This window comes from Acinetobacter sp. YH12208, assembly GCF_013418055.1.
Lineage (GTDB): Bacteria > Pseudomonadota > Gammaproteobacteria > Pseudomonadales > Moraxellaceae > Acinetobacter > Acinetobacter pseudolwoffii.
This window is the reverse complement of the sequence record NZ_VPCT01000005.1, coordinates 1-18,037: the sequence shown is the minus strand read 5'-3', so window position 1 is coordinate 18,037 and position 18,037 is coordinate 1. Positions and strand designations below refer to the sequence as shown.

The 18,037-nt window shown below is 44.7% G+C and carries 18 protein-coding genes and 1 rRNA gene; 16 read left to right on the top strand and 3 right to left on the bottom strand.

Going from position 1 to position 18,037, the window contains the following annotated elements; genetic code table 11:
- Positions 1-324 precede the first annotated feature (324 nt).
- The 11 genes from FTU95_RS06435 to FTU95_RS06385 all read left to right on the top strand — a co-directional run bounded on the left by FTU95_RS06435 (position 325) and on the right by FTU95_RS06385 (position 9,266).
- A complete protein-coding gene (locus FTU95_RS06435) occupies positions 325-744 on the top strand; it encodes a hypothetical protein (protein ID WP_074383818.1) in 420 nt (139 codons plus the stop codon).
- A 181-nt stretch (positions 745-925) separates the two neighbouring features.
- Positions 926-1,081 carry a hypothetical protein gene (locus FTU95_RS06430; protein WP_005173373.1) on the top strand — a complete coding sequence of 52 codons (156 nt, stop codon included), beginning with the start codon at positions 926-928 and terminating at the stop codon, positions 1,079-1,081.
- 313 nt (positions 1,082-1,394) lie between these two features.
- Complete coding sequence (locus tag FTU95_RS06425; protein ID WP_005173376.1) at positions 1,395-1,784, top strand: RcnB family protein; 390 nt, start codon at positions 1,395-1,397, stop codon at positions 1,782-1,784.
- A 246-nt stretch (positions 1,785-2,030) separates the two neighbouring features.
- Complete coding sequence (locus FTU95_RS06420; RefSeq protein ID WP_005173379.1) at positions 2,031-2,417, top strand: RcnB family protein; 387 nt, start codon at positions 2,031-2,033, stop codon at positions 2,415-2,417.
- Between the two features lie 133 nt (positions 2,418-2,550).
- Complete coding sequence (gene argA, locus FTU95_RS06415; protein WP_180077920.1) at positions 2,551-3,894, top strand: amino-acid N-acetyltransferase; 1,344 nt, start codon at positions 2,551-2,553, stop codon at positions 3,892-3,894.
- 325 nt (positions 3,895-4,219) lie between these two features.
- Positions 4,220-5,176 carry a sulfonate ABC transporter substrate-binding protein gene (locus tag FTU95_RS06410; protein WP_180077918.1) on the top strand — a complete coding sequence of 319 codons (957 nt, stop codon included), beginning with the start codon at positions 4,220-4,222 and terminating at the stop codon, positions 5,174-5,176.
- A 24-nt stretch (positions 5,177-5,200) separates the two neighbouring features.
- Entirely contained in the window at positions 5,201-5,413 is a 213-nt protein-coding gene (locus FTU95_RS06405) for a hypothetical protein (protein ID WP_180077916.1), read from the top strand.
- Between the two features lie 89 nt (positions 5,414-5,502).
- A complete protein-coding gene (gene ssuD / locus FTU95_RS06400; RefSeq protein ID WP_180077915.1) occupies positions 5,503-6,678 on the top strand; it encodes an FMNH2-dependent alkanesulfonate monooxygenase in 1,176 nt (391 codons plus the stop codon).
- Positions 6,678-7,493 carry an aliphatic sulfonate ABC transporter permease SsuC gene (gene ssuC, locus FTU95_RS06395; RefSeq protein ID WP_005173397.1) on the top strand — a complete coding sequence of 272 codons (816 nt, stop codon included), beginning with the start codon at positions 6,678-6,680 and terminating at the stop codon, positions 7,491-7,493. Before ssuD ends, ssuC begins: the two co-directional genes overlap by 1 nt.
- Positions 7,494-7,513: 20 nt before the next feature.
- Positions 7,514-8,320 (top strand): ABC transporter ATP-binding protein, encoded by an 807-nt coding sequence (locus FTU95_RS06390; protein ID WP_100329557.1) that lies wholly within the window; start codon positions 7,514-7,516, stop codon positions 8,318-8,320.
- Between the two features lie 325 nt (positions 8,321-8,645).
- The gene (locus FTU95_RS06385; protein ID WP_005173402.1) at positions 8,646-9,266 is read left to right on the top strand and encodes a TetR family transcriptional regulator C-terminal domain-containing protein; all 621 of its coding nucleotides are present in this window, start codon (positions 8,646-8,648) and stop codon (positions 9,264-9,266) included.
- A 66-nt stretch (positions 9,267-9,332) separates the two neighbouring features.
- Here the strand turns inward: FTU95_RS06385 and FTU95_RS06380 are convergent, their stop codons facing one another.
- Positions 9,333-9,896 (bottom strand): 5'-methylthioadenosine/S-adenosylhomocysteine nucleosidase, encoded by a 564-nt coding sequence (locus tag FTU95_RS06380; protein WP_005173404.1) that lies wholly within the window; start codon positions 9,894-9,896, stop codon positions 9,333-9,335.
- Positions 9,897-10,139: 243 nt separating this feature from the next.
- On the opposite strand from FTU95_RS06380, the gene ribF reads away from it, so the two are divergent.
- From ribF to FTU95_RS06355, 5 genes are all read left to right on the top strand, one after another.
- Complete coding sequence (gene ribF, locus FTU95_RS06375) at positions 10,140-11,141, top strand: bifunctional riboflavin kinase/FAD synthetase (protein WP_180000678.1); 1,002 nt, start codon at positions 10,140-10,142, stop codon at positions 11,139-11,141.
- A 64-nt stretch (positions 11,142-11,205) separates the two neighbouring features.
- Positions 11,206-14,052 (top strand): isoleucine--tRNA ligase, encoded by a 2,847-nt coding sequence (gene ileS, locus FTU95_RS06370; protein WP_100534571.1) that lies wholly within the window; start codon positions 11,206-11,208, stop codon positions 14,050-14,052.
- The gene (gene lspA / locus FTU95_RS06365) at positions 14,045-14,584 is read left to right on the top strand and encodes a signal peptidase II (protein WP_005173413.1); all 540 of its coding nucleotides are present in this window, start codon (positions 14,045-14,047) and stop codon (positions 14,582-14,584) included. The genes ileS and lspA overlap by 8 nt, the downstream gene beginning before the upstream one ends.
- Positions 14,577-15,059 (top strand): peptidylprolyl isomerase, encoded by a 483-nt coding sequence (locus FTU95_RS06360; protein WP_100354970.1) that lies wholly within the window; start codon positions 14,577-14,579, stop codon positions 15,057-15,059. The genes lspA and FTU95_RS06360 overlap by 8 nt, the downstream gene beginning before the upstream one ends.
- Before the next feature lie 135 nt (positions 15,060-15,194).
- Positions 15,195-15,737 carry an NADPH-dependent FMN reductase gene (locus FTU95_RS06355; RefSeq protein WP_100354971.1) on the top strand — a complete coding sequence of 181 codons (543 nt, stop codon included), beginning with the start codon at positions 15,195-15,197 and terminating at the stop codon, positions 15,735-15,737.
- A 760-nt stretch (positions 15,738-16,497) separates the two neighbouring features.
- Here the strand turns inward: FTU95_RS06355 and FTU95_RS06350 are convergent.
- The gene (locus FTU95_RS06350; RefSeq protein ID WP_180078034.1) at positions 16,498-17,670 is read right to left on the bottom strand and encodes a PQQ-dependent sugar dehydrogenase; all 1,173 of its coding nucleotides are present in this window, start codon (positions 17,668-17,670) and stop codon (positions 16,498-16,500) included.
- 248 nt (positions 17,671-17,918) lie between these two features.
- Positions 17,919-18,033, bottom strand: a 5S ribosomal RNA gene (gene rrf / locus FTU95_RS06345).
- Positions 18,034-18,037: the final 4 nt, after the last annotated feature.

The following is an 18,037-nucleotide window of genomic DNA, read 5'->3' as shown; positions in this document are numbered from 1 at the left end:
CTGTCCCACAATTGCATTGAGTTGATTTTGGATACGCGAGTGTGACAGGAATGTCACACCTTAGCCATCACGACAAGGATGTTGGGTATGGCGAACAAAAGACTTTTGCCTACTTTGGGGCTGTCAAAAGTAGGATTTCGCCGACACAAGCCATTTAAATATTTGAAGAAAAGATGATGAGACAGCAATGCAGTAATCGCTGCCTTTTCATTTCCGTTTGAGCTTCGCACAGTGAATAAATCTTCCGCAGCCTGATACAGCCAGCCTTGAGTTCCCCTCAAATTACAGCATACTAAGCTCCAACAAATTTCACTCGAGTGCACCATGACTGAATTAAACAACATGACCGTAAGCAACCTGGAAGATGGCATGGTTTCACTGTTGATCGATCAACAGCCGATTTCAGAAAAATATGACACCAAGTTTGAAGCCAGTATTGTGGATGACATCAAGGCACTCGAAAATGGTCAGAAACTGAAATTATTCGATCAGTTTGTTTTTTCACATAGTGATCTGAATTTTGAACATGCGTATTATTATGTGACCGGAATTGAAAAATTAGACGATCGCTATCGTCTGGCCAAGCATTTTGTTTATCGCATTAAAATTGAAGGTCAACCCGAAATTGAGCATGTGATCAGCAATCAGGGGAAAGCCATGACTGCCGAAGATGTCCGTAGCTTTATTCAGGCACATGTACAAAAATCACTTAACGATTATACCGATCTGAATTACGCGTATTAAAAGCCACGCAATTTATATCTACGAGGGCACTTCTTAAAAAGTGCCTTTTTTAGCCTGTGTTTTATCAGCCTGACAATCAATCGATTTTTTATATCAAATTTATAAAATTATTCGGTTTTTCAAATAGATTGTTCTGAGCTATGCTTTTCTGATCCCGTATAGCTTAAATCAGGAACACAGCATGGCTGACCAAAAACGTAAAATTGACACCATTCGCCGCATCGAACATTTGCAGTTATCCGAGGCTCTCATTGTGGCACTCGATGATGCAGTTCAAGCTGAATCGGTGGCTGCAGCGATTCAGTCCTTGCAAGGTTTGACCGAGCAATGGAATTAATATCCAGAAAGTTTTTAGAATTTTCTGTGTTTTAAGCCGATCATATATCGTTTCGGTGTGACTTCAATGCTGTTTTTTTGAGCTAAATCATCGATTTTAGCTTGCATGTTTGCCCTCACTTTGATGAGATAAGAACCAGGCTCAGCCTGTCGGGTCATCGGACAAATGCGCAGCCTAAGCTCATGTAAAATCATGACATAATCATAATATCTCTGCATTTGTTATAAAACTGGTGCCTGTTCTTCACAGTTTCTCTGTAATCTTTCCGTATATTAGACACAGTAGAACATGAACAATTTAATGAGGGTTCAACATGAAAAAGGTTTTGGTGGCATTAGCGATCTCCTGCAGTACATTCATGCTGAGTCATGTTGCAATAGCCTCCCCTCATTTCAATGCTGAATCACAAATGGATAGCCGTCATGGGCATGGCAAGAAAGGCCGTGAATTCCGTGAAAATGATCAAGGGCAACATGATAAACGCCGTATGCGTGAAGAACGCGGGGTCAAACGCCTGCAACAGCTCAGATGGCAGCCTGGCTATGTCATGCCGCAGCATTATCGTGGCAATGGCTATAAAGTCGAATATAAAGAGCATAACCTGCCTCGACCAGATCGCAAACAGCAGTGGTATAAAATTAACAATGACTACATTCTGGTCAATTCTGAAAATAACAGCATTATCCGGATTGTGGGGGATTAATTCACCATCCTGTTCAAGCTCCGATCCTCGTATCGACTCAACCATGTTTGGGTCTTTTTTTATTTTCAGCAATTGAAAATTTTTGAACTAAAACTCCTGCTGATTTTCACACTTTTGGTTCAAGTGATTTATCTTCTAAATTTCTTCATGAATTTAACAATTTAACTAAATAGCCCTCACGCTTTCTATGTACTTATTCGCTAATTTAATCTCATCGAAATCAGATCTACATTTTAGGTGAGAGCCATGAAAAAAGTCCTAACTACAATTGCGTTATCCCTAAGTGCTTTGTTGGCTACTTCTGCAATGGCAGCACCACAGCATGACCCGCGTTATAACCATAATCCGCATAAACCGGCACCGCACTGGAATGCCAAAGACAGTAAAAAATGGAATGACGACCGTCGCTGGAATGATGACCGCCGCCATAACAACCGTATGGTTAATCCAAGCCGTGACTGGCGCGTAGGACAAAGCTTACCGCGTCAATACGATAACAAGCGTTTTGAAGTGAGTGATCGCGAAGCTCGCCGTTTACCGAATACCGGCCGTTTCCAGCAATGGTACAAAGTCAACAATGACTACGTTCTGGTCAATGAACGTAGCAATAGAATTGTACGAATCATCAATTAATTTTTCTCCATTGCTGCTCGTCTTGCAGACACCTGAAGTCCCCTTCAGGTGTTTTTTTATTTCTGCACTTCCACTTGCGTTTTTTTTCATTAGAATCAAAGCTGGATCTTCAATCATTGAAATAGGCACAGGCATGACTTCAGCAGAAACCTCACACAGCACAACATTGCAATATGTGCACTGGTTTCGCCATTCTGCGCCTTATATCAATGCGCACCGCAACAAAACCTTTGTAATCATGTTTGATGGTGAAGCGGTCTTAAATGACAATTTTCAACATATCATTCACGATATCGCCTTATTGCACTCTTTAGGCATTCGGCTGATTCTGGTACATGGTGCGCGTCCGCAAATTAACCAGAATCTGGCGCAGAGCCAGATCAGTACGCCCTTTCATCAGCAGCGCCGGGTAACCACACGTGAATCCTTAAGCTGTGTGATGAATGCGGTCGGTTCGATTCGTCTGCAAATTGAAGCCCTGCTGTCTATGGGACTGGCCAACTCACCGATGTATGGTGCCCGTATTGATACGGTTTCAGGAAATTTTGTGACGGCCAAACCTTATGGCATTCGTGATGGCATAGACTTTCAGCTCACTGGTGAAGTCCGCGCGGTCGATACCGATGCGATTCAGCGACATCTGGACAGCCATAATATTGTGGTGCTTGGCCCGACTGGTTATTCCACCACCGGCGAAGTTTTTAATCTATTGGCTGAAGAAGTTGCGACCAAAACTGCAATTCGACTGAAGGCAGATAAGCTGATTTTTCTGGGCAAGCAGCATGGTTTAATGGACAGTAACGGCCAGCTCAAACGCGAAGTCACCCCGCAACAGCTGGATGACTATATTCCGGCAGAACAAGATGAGCTTGAAAGAGGCTTGCAACTTAAGGCAGCACAAGAGGCCTCCATGAACGGCGTACATCGGGTGCACCTGATTTCCTATGCCTCTGATGGCGCCCTACTTGAAGAGCTGTTTACCCGTGATGGTTCCGGCACTTTGGTCACTGACGCACATTATGAAGAAGTGCGAATGGCAGATATTCAGGATGTCGGTGGCCTGATCGGCTTGCTGCGTCCATTAGAAGAAGAAGGGATTCTGGTCTATCGTTCCCGTGAACGTCTGGAAAATGAAATTAACCAGTTTGCCGTGATTGAACGGGATGGCATGATTCTGGCCTGTGCAGCCCTTTACCCGATTCCGACCACGGGCGATGAATTACGTTCTGCAGAAATTGCCTGTGTCGCAGTGCATCCAAGTTATCGCCAGTCCAATCGCGGTAGCCAGATCTTGCATTATCTTGAAGGAAAAGCCAAAAGCATGCAGATTCAGCAGCTGTTTATTTTAACCACGCGTACCGCGCACTGGTTTCTGGAACAGGGCTTTGAACCAGCTTCAGTCGATGACCTGCCGGATGCGCGTCAGGCATTTTATAATTATCAACGTAATTCAATCGTTTGTAAAAAGTCACTTTAAGGTGGCTTTTTCTTTGAGTGCCTTAGCTTAATTTCAGATAAAGATATCTGACAATTTAAATTTTAAAATGCCATTGCTGCTTTTTAGCTAAATATATCAGCAGATTGAATTTATAAAAATAAATATATATTTCATAAGCTTGATTAATTTTATTGGCAAATCTTCATTGTCATATAAATCACTTTTTCGCATAAGTTTTGCGTTTTTTTATTTATCTTTTTTCTTCATTAGAAATTCCTGAATAGTTATTTTTTTAGAAAAACAAAAACGATTAGCGTGTGTCTAGGTTTTATTCGCTAGTTTTCACTTTCGGGAGTTTTGCTTCATGCGCCAATCTAATGTTCAGTTTTTAGCAAAAACTGCAGTACTCGGTACTGCAGTGGCTGGCGTCATGATGCTTTCTGGCTGTTCAAAACAGGAAGATACCACCACCTTGAATATTGGTTTCCAAAAATACGGCGTACTGCCAATTTTAAAAGAACGCGGCACGCTAGAAGCCTCATTAAAAAAACAAGGCGTAAATGTGAAATGGGTGGAGTTTCCGGCTGGCCCACAGTTACTTGAAGGCCTGAATGTCGGCAGCGTGTCTTTTGGTGAAGCAGGTGAAGCACCCCCAATTTTTGCCCAGGCAGCGAACTCAAATCTGGTCTATGTCGCAAACCAGCCACCAGCGCCTAAAGCCGAAGCCCTAATTGTACCGAAAGACTCCCCGATTCAATCGATTCAGGATCTGAAAGGCAAACGTGTGGTCTTGAACAAAGGTTCCAACGTGCATTATTTACTGTTGAAAGTTCTTGAAGCCAACAATCTGAAACTCAGCGATATTGAAGTGATTTACCTGCCACCCTCTGATGCACGTGCAGCTTTTGAACGTGGTGCAGTGGACGCTTGGGTGATCTGGGATCCATTCTTTGCCGCTGCTGAACATCAAATTGGCGCGCGTGTGATTGCCACGGGTGAGAACATCGTGAGCAATCACCAATTTTATCTGGCAGATCGCAAGTTTGCAGAAAGCCGTCCTCAGGTGGTACAGGCAGTCGTCAATGAACTGAATCTGACCACGGACTGGGTTGCAAAAAACCAGGATGCAGCAGCCAAACTTCTGCAACAACCGACCGGTCTGGCCGTTGATGTCTTAAAAACCTCGATTTCCCGTATGGGCTTTGGCGTTAAACCCCTCACTCCTGACGTGATTCAAAAACAGCAACAGGTGGCAGATGCGTTTTATGCACAGCAGCTGATTCCACAAAAGCTGAATATTGATGCAGCGATTATTAAATAACAACAGAATAATTCGGGAATACAGATGCGTCATTTAAAAACGGTTTCCTACCTCAGTTTAGCCTTACGCAGCTTGGCTCTGACTGCTTGCCGGAAACAGAAGCCACAGCGAAGCACTGCTGCAGAACATACAGCACGGCAACAGGTTCAAAGCATTGCGATGAGTTTTCAGAAATCAGCCTTGAATCTGCTGGTAGCAAGCAATGACAAGCTGACCTGTTCCAGCGGGTTCAATTAATTCCTAATCACATTAGCGTCCAGCAACAGATTTGGTCGCCTACTACTCCACATTAATTTCTGAGCAATTTAATTTTAAGGATATCGAGCATGAAAATTTTCTGGTTTATCCCAACACATGGTGACAGTCGCTACTTGGGCACCAGCAAAGGTGCACGCCAAGTCGATCATGCCTATATGAAGCAGATTGCAGTTGCGGTCGATAACTTAGGTTATGAAGGTGTCCTGATTCCCACAGGTCGTTCATGTGAAGATCCTTGGTTAACAGCTGCCAGCCTGATTGATGCAACGAAAAAACTAAAATTCCTGGTGGCACTGCGTCCTGGGGTGACCACACCTGCGCTGGCGGCACGTATGGCTGCAACCTTTGACCGTTTATCCAATGGCCGGGTGCTGCTAAATCTGGTTACTGGTGGTGATGAGCAGGAGCTAAAAGGTGATGGCGTCTATGAAGATCACAAAACCCGCTATAAAACTGCCACTGAATACACCACCATCTGGCGTGAAATTCTGAAGCGTTCACATACTGGTGAAAGCTTCACTTTCCACGGCGAACGCTTAAGTGTCGATGATGCCAAACTCCTCTATCCACCTGTACAACAGCCACATCCGCCGCTCTGGTTCGGTGGTTCTTCAGATGATGCGGTTGAGCTGGCCACCGATCAGGTGGACACTTACCTGACCTGGGGTGAACCACCTGCTGCCGTGAAAGAAAAAATTGAAAATGTCCGTGCCAAGGCAGCCGCTAAGGGTCGTGAACTGAGCTACGGTATCCGCCTGCATGTGATTGTGCGTGAAACCAATGAACAGGCCTGGGCGGCAGCGGAAGAACTGATTCAATATGTCGATGATGCCACCATTGCAGCGGCTCAAGCCAAGTTTAAATCTATGGATTCGGTCGGTCAGCGTCGTATGGCTGAATTGCACAACGGCGACCGTAGCAAGCTGGAAGTATCGCCAAACCTTTGGGCCGGTGTAGGACTGGTGCGTGGTGGCGCAGGTACGGCACTGGTTGGTGACCCGGAAACTGTCGCAGCACGTATTCAGGAATATGCGGATTTAGGAATTGATACTTTCATTTTTTCTGGTTACCCGCATCTGGAAGAATCCATCCGTTTTGCTGAACTGGTGTTCCCATTCCTTCCACTGGAAACCCAGAAAAAATTGGCTCAACCGAACTTGACGGGTCCATTCGGTGAAATCGTAGCGAATAACTACACACCGGATGAGAACAAGCAGGCTGAGAAAATTCAGGAGTCTGTTTAATGTCGAAAGTCGTTTCCGTTGAAACCCTCTCAAAAAAGCAGGTTTCACGTGGAACAATTCTGGGGCGGCATTTGCTGCCCTGGCTGGTTCCAGTTGTATTGATTGCCATTTGGCAAATTGCTTCCAGCACAGGTCTACTGGAAAGCCGGATTTTGCCTGCACCCACTGCAGTAATTTTGGCCTTCTGGAATTTATTGCTCAGCGGCGAACTCCAGACTCATGTACAAGTCAGCGCAGGACGTGCCATCAGCGGCTTATTGGTCGGTGGTGGTTTAGGTCTGTTATTGGGTCTGTTAAATGGTTCATCCAAAATCGCCTCTACCCTGCTCGATACCACTTTGCAGATGATCCGCAACATTCCGGCGCTCGCGCTGATTCCATTGGTGATTCTCTGGTTCGGCATTGATGAATCCGCCAAACTGTTTTTAGTCGCGATCGGGGTATTTTTCCCGATTTATATCAATACCTATCACGGAATTCGCTCAGTCGATCCACAATTGATCGAGATGGGTAAAAGCTATGGCCTCACGCGTTGGCAGCTGTATAAAGAGATTATTCTCCCGGGAGCAATGCCTTCCATTTTAGTCGGGCTACGCTTTTCTCTAGGGCTGGTCTGGGTGCTTTTGATTGTTGCCGAAACGATTTCTGCCCAGTCCGGTATTGGCTATATGACCATGAATGCACGCGAATTCCTGCAAACGGATATCGTCCTGGTCGGTATTTTACTCTATGCCCTGCTCGGTAAACTGGCCGATGTGCTGGCAGTCGCCTTAGAACGATTCCTGCTGCGCTGGCATGCCGGCTATCAAAAATAAATTGAAATGAGGAGCATGTAATGACTGATCTGAGTTTAGGGCGTCATGTCAATGACCCGATTGCACCACCCGAGCAACCTGCGAAAGATATCAATCCGAATGCAGCCCTTGGTGCCGAAATCATTATTGAACAATTGCACAAATTTTATGGTTCAGTCAAAGTTCTGGAAGATCTGGATCTGCATATTCAACCGGGCGAATTTCTAGCGATTGTCGGTCGTAGTGGTTGTGGTAAAAGTACCCTTTTGCGCCTGATTGCTGATCTGGAAAAACAGAGTTATGGCGAAATCAAGTTTAAATCCGCACGGCATATCCGTGAAGGAATTACTGCAGATGATATTCGGGTGATGTTTCAAGACCCGCGCCTGCTGCCATGGCGTAGCATCGAACAGAATGTACAATTAGGCCTCGGCAAAGAGCAACATGCCAAAGCTTCACACATGCTGGAAAAAGTGGGCTTAAAAGAAAAAGCCGGGCTGTGGCCATCACAGTTGTCTGGCGGTCAACGTCAACGGACTGCCCTAGCACGTGCATTATCGCATCAGCCCCGTATTCTGCTGCTGGATGAACCACTCGGCGCCCTGGATGCCCTGACACGTCTGGAGATGCAAAACCTGATCGAACGCTTATGGACCGAGCAAGGCTTTACCGCGATTCTGGTGACTCATGATGTCAGTGAGGCAGTGCAACTGGCAGACCGGATTATCCTGCTGGATAAGGGTCATATTGCCAAAGAGTTTCGGGTTGGCTTGCCACGTCCACGGCAAAAAAGTCTGAAATTTGCAGAACTGGAACAGCAAGTCTTACAGGCAGTTTTGGCCACCTAAATATCCGATGAAGCCCAGAATAGGGGAGTTTTGGGTTTCATCTTCAAGCCAAGTCCTGAGCTGAATTTAAAACTGCAGGCTAATCTGGGTCATAAAAGCATTCATTTTCTGACTCTATTTCAAAATAAAAATATTTCAATAATTTAAGTATTTTCATAAACTTGCATTTTTTGCTCTGGCTTGATGCATTTAAGCCATTTTAAATATTGATCTAGAGAATAAATCATCATTATTCAAAAAATTAGCCATGGACTGTGTGCACAAATCTGATGATTTGCCGTACAATTGAGGATTCCCATTTTTTCATTGTTTTTTATATTTGCTAATGGAACAAAAAAAGAGTACTCAAAAACGCAACCAGCTGCTGAATGCTGCACTAGATGTATTTTCCCTGTACGGTTTTAATGGGGCAAGTCTAGATGAAATTGCACAGATTGCAGAAATGCATAAGTCGAATATTTTCTATTATTATGAAAATAAAGAAGCCCTCTATGTAGAGGTATTGACCACCGTTCTACAAAAATGGCTGGCGCCTTTACAAACCCTTGAGGCCGAACTTGAGCCTGAAGAAGCGATTACCAACTATTTAATGCAAAAAATTGAAGTATCGCGTACCCAGCCTAAAGCATCTCGTTTGTTTGCTTTAGAGGTGATCCAAGGCGCACCGCATATACTGGAAATTTTAAAAGGCCCGCTAAAGAAACTGGTGAAGCGTAAGGCCAAAGTCATTTCTAACTGGCAGGAACAGGGCAAGATTTCAGCAGATATCGATCCTGAATTGCTGATTCTGAATATTTGGGCCCTTACCCAGAACTATGCAGATTTTTCGACCCAGATGGAAATGGTGACAGGGAAAACCTTGCGTAACCGCAGTATGCAGCAACGCATTATCCAGCATACGGTCAATATGATGTTATACGGCGTGATTCCACGTACGGATAAATAAGCAAGCGCTTCTGATTGGCATACGACCATAGCTGCTATGGTCGCCGAGCAAACTTACCCTTCTCTCTTATTTTACCATTCGATATAAATCTAATAACTTTTTCGCACCCAGTAACAGGTTTTCTTCCCAGTCCAGATGCGCAGTCTCATTGGCCCCATCCGTAATATACTTGACTGAAATCAGGCGAACACCGAGCTTCTTACACACTTTTGCCAAGGCATAACCTTCCATATCGACCAGATGACATGGCACTTTCGCACTACCGGTTTCAAAACTGTCGCCTGTCCCGCAAATTCCTTTGGGTAAATGTTCAAAGAAAGCCTCCAGTTCAATCGCGGCAGGATAATCCTGATCCATGGGTGTTACGCCGACTTCAAAACCGAGTGGTGAAACATCCATATCACGCTGTACAAACTGACTGACTTCAATCAGGTCATGAGCATTAAAATGCGAGCTGCCGGCTGTACCCAAATTCAGCAAGGTTTTGCAGCCCGTTTTTTGAATCACCTCGAAGGCTTTAAAGGCTGCGTTCACTTTACCAATTCCGCTGTAATGCACATTTATGCCTTGAGCTTCAAACAAGCCTTTTGATTCATTGGGTAGCGCCATGATGAGTGCCAGATTGGACATTTGAAATACCTGATACAAAGAAAAATACAAAGAAAAGCGCTGACATTAGAAAGCAAAATTCGCTGAATGAAAAGCAGGAATGCGCTGATCGGATCCATTTAAAGCGTCGAAAAACAATCTGATTTGATATTCAGGAAAATGAATTTTCAAGAAAAATATTGCATAAAAACACAACAACAAGACGAAACGGCGAGATTATGGCAATATATAGCCTCTCGATATTTCCAAGCACTTGATTTGCCCATGCAGCTGCTCCGTCTAAATGCTTTAGCATCTCATTCTGAACTACCCAAAACGGCCTTGACGATCGGCAATTTTGACGGCGTGCATTTAGGTCATCAGGCGATGATCCGTCAGCTGCAACAGGTGGCTGAAGCACAGGGTTTAAAATCTGTTGTAATGATTTTTGAGCCGCAACCTCTTGAATATTTTAAGGGTTATGAAGCCCCACCGCGGATTTCATCCTTACGTGAAAAAGTCGAATACCTGACTGAACTCGGTGTGGACTATATTGCGGTGGCGAAATTCGATCATACTTTTCGCAGCCTGACCGCAGAAGCCTTTGCCGACATTTTAAAAGACAAACTCAATGCACAGCATCTGGTTTTAGGTGATGACTTTCACTTCGGTAAAAACCGTCAGGGCAATAGCGAATTCCTGCGCAATTATGGTTTCCAAGTCACCAATTTAAGCACCATTGCTTTAGAGGGTGAACGGGTCAGTTCAACCCGGATTCGTCAGACTTTACAAGCAGGCGATTTAGCCCTTGCTGCCAAATTACTCGGCCGGCCTTATAGTATTACCGGACGGGTGCAATACGGCGATCAGATTGGCCGAACCATTGATTTCCCAACCATTAATGTACGACTGAACCGGCATAAGCCCTGTCTGAATGGCATTTATGGGGTTGAAGTCATCTGTGAAACTGAATCCCTCAGGGATAAAGTAAAACATGATCATGCTACTAAAACAGGCATTGCGGGTTATGACCCCACTGCCCTGTTTGGTGCGGGTCATGTGGGAACACGCCCAGCCATCAAACAAGCCCATCCAGAATGGCGATTAGAAGTACATTTTCCGGATGTTTCTGCTAATCTGTATGGCCTGTTAATGCGGGTGACGTTCTTAAACTATTTACATGGCGAAAAGGACTATCCTTCGCTTGAAGCGCTAAAAGCCGGAATTGATGATGATGTCGAGAAACTGCTGGAGTTTCGTCGAAATCATCCTACATTTCCCTTTTAATATCCCATATTTTTATTGTAAAACGTGTCAGTAACATAACTGATTAGATTGGAAGACGACTTGCATGAGCGATAAGCAAACTCCTGAAAATGCAGTGGACTATAAAGCCACGCTAAACCTCCCAGGTACTGAATTTGCAATGAAAGCAAATTTGGCAGTACGTGAAGCGAAATGGTTAGAAGAGTGGTATGCCGACAACATTTATCAGCAGATTCGTGCGTCGCGTATTGGCAAGAAAAAATATGTACTTCATGACGGCCCTCCCTATGCAAATGGTCAAATCCATTTGGGTCATGCGGTCAATAAAGTATTAAAAGACATCATCATCAAAAGCCGCGTGATGGATGGTTTTGATGCACCCTATGTACCGGGCTGGGACTGTCACGGTCTGCCAATCGAACTCAAAGTTGAAGAAAAAGTCGGTAAAGTCGGCGTCAAGGTAGATGCCTCTACCTTCCGTAAAGCCTGCCGTGAATATGCCTACACCCAAGTTGAACTGCAAAAGAAAGACTTCGTGCGTATGGGTGTATTCGGTGATTGGAACAACCCTTACCTGACCATGAACTTCAAACAGGAAGCGGACATCGTACGTTCATTGGGTGCGATTGCCAAAGCCGGTCATATCGAGCCGGGTCTGAAACCGGTGAACTGGTGTCTGGACTGTGGTTCATCTTTGGCTGAAGCTGAAGTTGAATATGAAGATAAAAAATCAGATGCCATTGATGTCGGTTTTACGGTGGTTGATTTAGCGGATTTATCTGCACGTTTGGGTGTAACTGTTAGTGATTCAACAGACATCGTCATCTGGACCACCACGCCTTGGACACTACCTGCCAACCAGGCCGTTGCCGTACATGCCGAAATTGAGTATCAACTGGTTAAAGCACGTGGTGACGAAAAAGCAGCACAAAACTTTATCCTGGCCAAAGATCTGGTGGAATCTGCAACTGAGCGTTATGGTTTTACTTCATTCGAAGTAATTGCAGGCTTTAGCGGTAGCAAACTTGAACACCTTGTTCTGCAACATCCTTTAATTAGCGATCGTCAGGTACCGGTCATTTTGGGCGAGCACGTGATTGCCACCAGTGGTACCGGTGCAGTACATACGGCTCCGGGTCATGGTGTGGACGACTATAAAGTGGGCTTATTGTACAACTTGAAGGTTGACAATCCAGTCGGCGGAAATGGGGTATATTTACCGACTTCGCCACTGTTTGCGGGTGAGCACATTTATAAAGCCAATCCACAAATTATTGCGGCGCTGGGTGAAGCCAATAAGCTGTGGGCACATAAGCCAATCAAGCATAGCTACCCACATTGCTGGCGTCATAAAACCCCGATTATCTTCCGTGCCACACCACAATGGTTTATCAGCATGGATGCCAAAGGCCTGCGTCAGGGCGCGTTGAATGCGATTGAAAATGACATCCAATTCGTTCCAGATTGGGGTAAAAACCGAATTCAGGCCATGATCGAAGGTCGTCCGGACTGGTGTATTTCACGTCAACGTACTTGGGGCGTGCCAATTCCGTTCTTCGTACATAAAGACACCAATGAATTGCACCCACGTACACCTGAATTGATCGAAATCGTAGCAAAACTGATTGAACAAGAAGGCATTGATGGTTGGTACAACCGTGATGCATCTGAATTCATCGGTGCGGACGCGGAGCAATACAATGCTGTACGCGATACGCTAGACGTTTGGTTCGACTCTGGTACCACCCATTATGCGGTATTGCGTGAACGTGAAGACTTAACTGATCCTGCTGATTTGTATCTTGAAGGTTCAGACCAGCACCGTGGCTGGTTCCAGTCATCGTTATTGACCTCGATTGCCATCAATGAACGCGCACCGTATAAAGGCTTGCTGACTCACGGTTTCGTGGTCGATGAAAAAGGCCGCAAGATGTCGAAATCAATCGGTAATGTAATCACACCGCAAGACATCATTAAAGATATGGGTGCAGACGGCTTACGTTTCTGGATCGCCTCTGCGGATTACCGTTATGAAATGACCGCGGGTAAAGAAATCTTTAGCCGTGCATCCGATGGTTATCGTCGTATCCGTAACACCTTGCGTTTCTTGTTAGCGAACTTGAATGGCTTCAAACCTTCAACAGATGCATTACCAGTCGATCAGTTGATTGCACTGGATCAATACATCCTGCAACGTGCAGCGGAAGTTCAGAAAACCGTTCAGCAAGCTTATGAAGATATGAACTTCCATATCGTGACCAGCGCATTAACTAACTTCTGTATCAACGACCTCGGTGGTTTCTACCTCGACATCATCAAAGACCGTCAATACACCACCAAAGCGGACTCAAAAGCGCGTCATTCTGCACAAACTGCGTTGTATCATTTGGTACAGGCCTTTGTGCGCTGGATGGCACCGATCCTGAGCTTTACTGCACAAGAAGCATGGCCACTGATTCCTGAGCAATCAGAGAAATATGTATTCACCACTGAATGGTATGACATTCCGGTCGCGTCTACAGCCAACGTGATTTCAGAAGCAGAATGGCAAACCCTGATTGCGGTGAAGTCGGCCGTGAACAAGTTTATTGAAACTGCACGTGGTGCCAAAACAGTCGGCTCGAACCTGTCGGCGAAAGTTGAACTGTGGGCAACTGCAGAACTGAAAACCGTACTTGACCGTCTCGATGATGAATTACGCTTCGTTCTGATTACCTCGCAAGTGATCGTGAACGAGTTTGAGGCTACACAAGGTGAAGCCTCAGATCTTGAAGGGCTTAACGTGAAAGTCTCTGCGGCAGATGGCGAGAAATGTGTACGCTGCTGGCATGTGCTTCCGGATGTAAATACACATAGCTCACATCCAGGACTCTGTGGCCGTTGTATTATTAACCTTCCTACAGGCCAAGGCGAAGAGAGAAAATATGCCTAATACCCAGACTAAAAAGGGCTTATTCCAGTTCTATCCACATAATTTATGGTGGATTGGGCTGGCCATTGTGGCGATCATTCTGGATCAATGGACCAAATGGATTGCAGTGACGAATCTGAACTATGCAGATCCTATCCCTGTGCTGCCCTTTTTAAATTGGACACTATTGCATAACTATGGCGCTGCCTTTAGTTTTCTGTCCGATGCGGGTGGTTGGCAACGTTATTTCTTTACTTCACTGGCAGGGATTGTGTCTGTGATCTTTGTTTTTTGGCTGATGCGTATGCCAAAAAACATGAAGGTTTTACCGCTAGCAATTGCCCTGATTTTGGGTGGTGCAATCGGTAATTTAATCGACCGGGTCAGTCTCGGCTATGTGGTCGATTTTATTCATGTGTATTACCAGAACAGCCACTTCCCTGCTTTCAATATCGCAGACAGTGCCATCACGCTTGGCACTATTCTGATGCTAATTGATACCTTTTTCTTAGAAAAATATCGAATTCAACGGGCGCAAGCACAACATGACTGATTTTATTCATCCTAATGAAGAAACCCGGGTTGCAGACGGCTCTAAGGTCGAGCTGCATTTTTCTGTCGCGATCGAAAATGGCGTAGAAATTGACAATACCCGTAGCCGTGAAGCCCCGGTCAGCCTCACGATTGGCGATGGTAATTTATTGCCAGGCTTTGAAAAAGCACTGTTTGGTTTACGTGCCGGTGACCGTCGTACTGTAAGTCTGCCTCCGGAAGATGCTTTTGGTCCGTGGAATCCGGAAAACATCCAGAAGTTCGATACGGTGAAGTTTGGAGAACGTCCGATCGAGGGTCACATGATCGAGTTTGAAGACAAAGCCAAGGCGACCTTGTATGGTGTGGTACGTTCAGTCAATGATGACATCACCGAAGTGGACTTTAACCATCCACTGGCAGGCAAGAACATCACCTTTGAAGTGGAAATCTTTAAAGTAACCCCTGCCGGTCAGCAAGGCCTAAAGTTGATGTAAAACATCTGCTAATCGCATGATTTTTAAAAGCTCCTTCGGGAGCTTTTTTATGCTCAGGATACAAATCATCTCTAGTCACCTCTCTGAAATCTGATTAATTTAATTGGATGATAAGAAACCCAGAAAGGAATAGGTATGAAAATTTATATTGTGGTCGGCAGTGTACGTGAGGGGCGTACCGCGCTTAAAGTAGCGCACTGGGTACTACAGGAAATTAAAAGCTATGGTTTTAGTACGCTTGAAATTGAAATTGTCGATTTAAAAGAATGGGCTCTTCCACTCTTTAGCGGTGCTCATCCGCCACTGACCGGGATCTATGATCAGCCCAAACAGCAAGACTGGGCAGACAAAATTGCGCGCGGCGATGCCTTTATTTTTATCACACCTGAATATAATCATGGCTACAGCCCTGCGCTAAAAAATGCGCTGGATTACCTTGCCAAGGAATGGCAAGGCAAACCGGCAGCCTATATTGGTTATGGTGTCACCAACGGTTCACGTTCAATAGACCAGATTCGTCAGGTCGGGACTCAACTTGGACTGATCGATACCAATGCCGTGATTGAAATCCGTGACATCTTCGCAAGAAATAAGGATTATTCGTTCCAGGGCAATGAATTTGATACTAAAAATCTAAAAGTAGTAGTAGATAAATTAATTCAGTATGTCAGTGCTTGAGACTTTAGCCGACAGCATCGTAGGTTTTCGCCTACAGCGACCGCTGCATATAGCGGCTATGTACTACGCTTAGTTAAGACTATAGTCACTACATAGACAGACAGGACGTCTGCAAAGCGATACGATAACAATAACAAGCGCAAATCAACAGGACGTTGACAGATTAGACAGGAGTCAGATCTGAGAAGCAAATCCAGAAAAGCCTCAACAGGATGTTGAGGCTTTTTTGTTTTTAAGCTTAGATCGTGATCTGTATGCATCAAAATATGATTTGCAAGAATAGTTATTTCCCCTAGACTTTTTATAATCTGCTGATACAGAGTAGGCTTAGTATTCAGGATCTGGCTAGTCAAAAATTTATCCTGATCAAGAGAAATATTCAGGTTGTATTCAATGATTCATTGAATAAAAATAATAATCATTCTTTCACTACTATTTTTGAAATTCACCTGTCAGCTTTGACCTACAATCGATGCAGTCAAATGCCCTATTGGGCTACACTACTTCGGGCTATATTCGAGTCATACCAAGACAGGCAGTCTTGTCAGAAAAATAAAAAGATTCACAAAGCAGGATGCTGATCGGTGTAACAGACATTATACCTTTGCCAGAATATGAAAAGGCCTTCACAGAATGTCGAGGCCTTTTTCTTTCATATCAGGATCATCTTTAAAAAAAATTTATTCAGATCGTCAGCAGATCATGAGCATTCTGCCTCGCTCGATATTTCATGTTCAAATGCAGCCTTTCAAACAAAGGATTAAGGTGCTGTCATTTTTAATAACTTGGCTTGCGTGCCATCCTGAATTATCCAAAGCGTACCATCACTGGCCTGAATCGCGCCACGAACCCGCTCCTTCATATCCACACGCTGGACTTCTTTGACCGGATTCTGTGTCGTATCCACAATCACAAGCGCCTTGGAAGACAAACCAGTCATGATCGCTTTATTTTTCCATTGTGGAAATACATTTCCTGTATAAAACAACAGATCTGAAGGAGAAATGACCGGCGTCCAATCCAGTGCTGGCGCTTCAAATTCCGGGCGGGTAGCATGGTCGGGAATGGGCTTGCCATCATAATGATCACCATTTGACACCACTGGATAACCATAATTTTTAGCTTTGATGATCTTATTCAGCTCATCCCCACCCTTCGGGCCCATTTCAATCACCCAGAACTGCCCCTGTGGATCAAAAGCCATGCCTAAAGGATTGCGGTGTCCAAGACTCCAGATCTGCTGGGCAATTTTACCCTGATTCATAAAAGGATTATCAGCAGGAATTGAACCGTCATCATTTAAACGAATAATTTTACCGGCATTGGACTGCATATCCTGTGCTGGAGTAAATTGCTGCCGTTCCCCTGAACCGATCCAGAGCTTACCATACGGTCCAAATACAATCCGGTGTGCATAATGTCCCTGCCCTGAAAATTTAGGGACTTGAGTCCAGATCCGTTCAATTTGAGTCAATTGAGGGGCAGTCTGGTTTAAATCCAGTTTGCCACGGATCACCACTGCGCCATAGCCACCCTGACCTTGTTCAGCATAGCTGAGATAGACCCACTGATTGTTTGCAAAGTCCGGATGTAAAGCGACTTCACCCAAGCCTCCTTGGCCACCATAGGCAACTTGAGGAATACCTTTAACTTCGACTTTCTGCTTGGTACGTGGATCAAAAAGTTGTAATTTTCCTTTACGTTCGGTAATCAGTAAACGGCCATTTTTGAGTGATGCAATTGCCCACGGCTCATTAAATTGTGCCACCTGTGCGATCTTATATTTTTGTACATTTGAGGCTGTAGCTTCAGATTTAGAAGATGAGGTGGAAGCCTCTTGAATACTGCCAGAAGATGAGTTATCGGCATGACAGGCAGTCAATGCCAAAGCACAACAACTGAGTAAAATTTTTATTTTAAATTGCGCTACCATCATTTTCTCCACGCTTCTTTCTTCTCTAAATTAATATTACAATATAGAAGTCTTCATAGAAATTCAGCATAGAAAAGTAAACAGATATGTTTGAGCAACAGCAGAGACTCGTTTTATAGTATTTGAATGGCTTTGATTTTACTTTTGGATCTAGGATTTAAATACCTGCCTCAATTTCATCTACTTATAATATTATCCCACACACAAAAAAACACCCCCTACTTATGCAGGGGGTGTTTCGAATAATGAGCTGGCGATGACTTACTCTCACATGGGTAACCCCACACTACCATCAGCGCAAAGAGGTTTCACTTCTGAGTTCGGGAAGGGATCAGGTGGTTCACTCTTGCTATTGTCGCCAGCACAA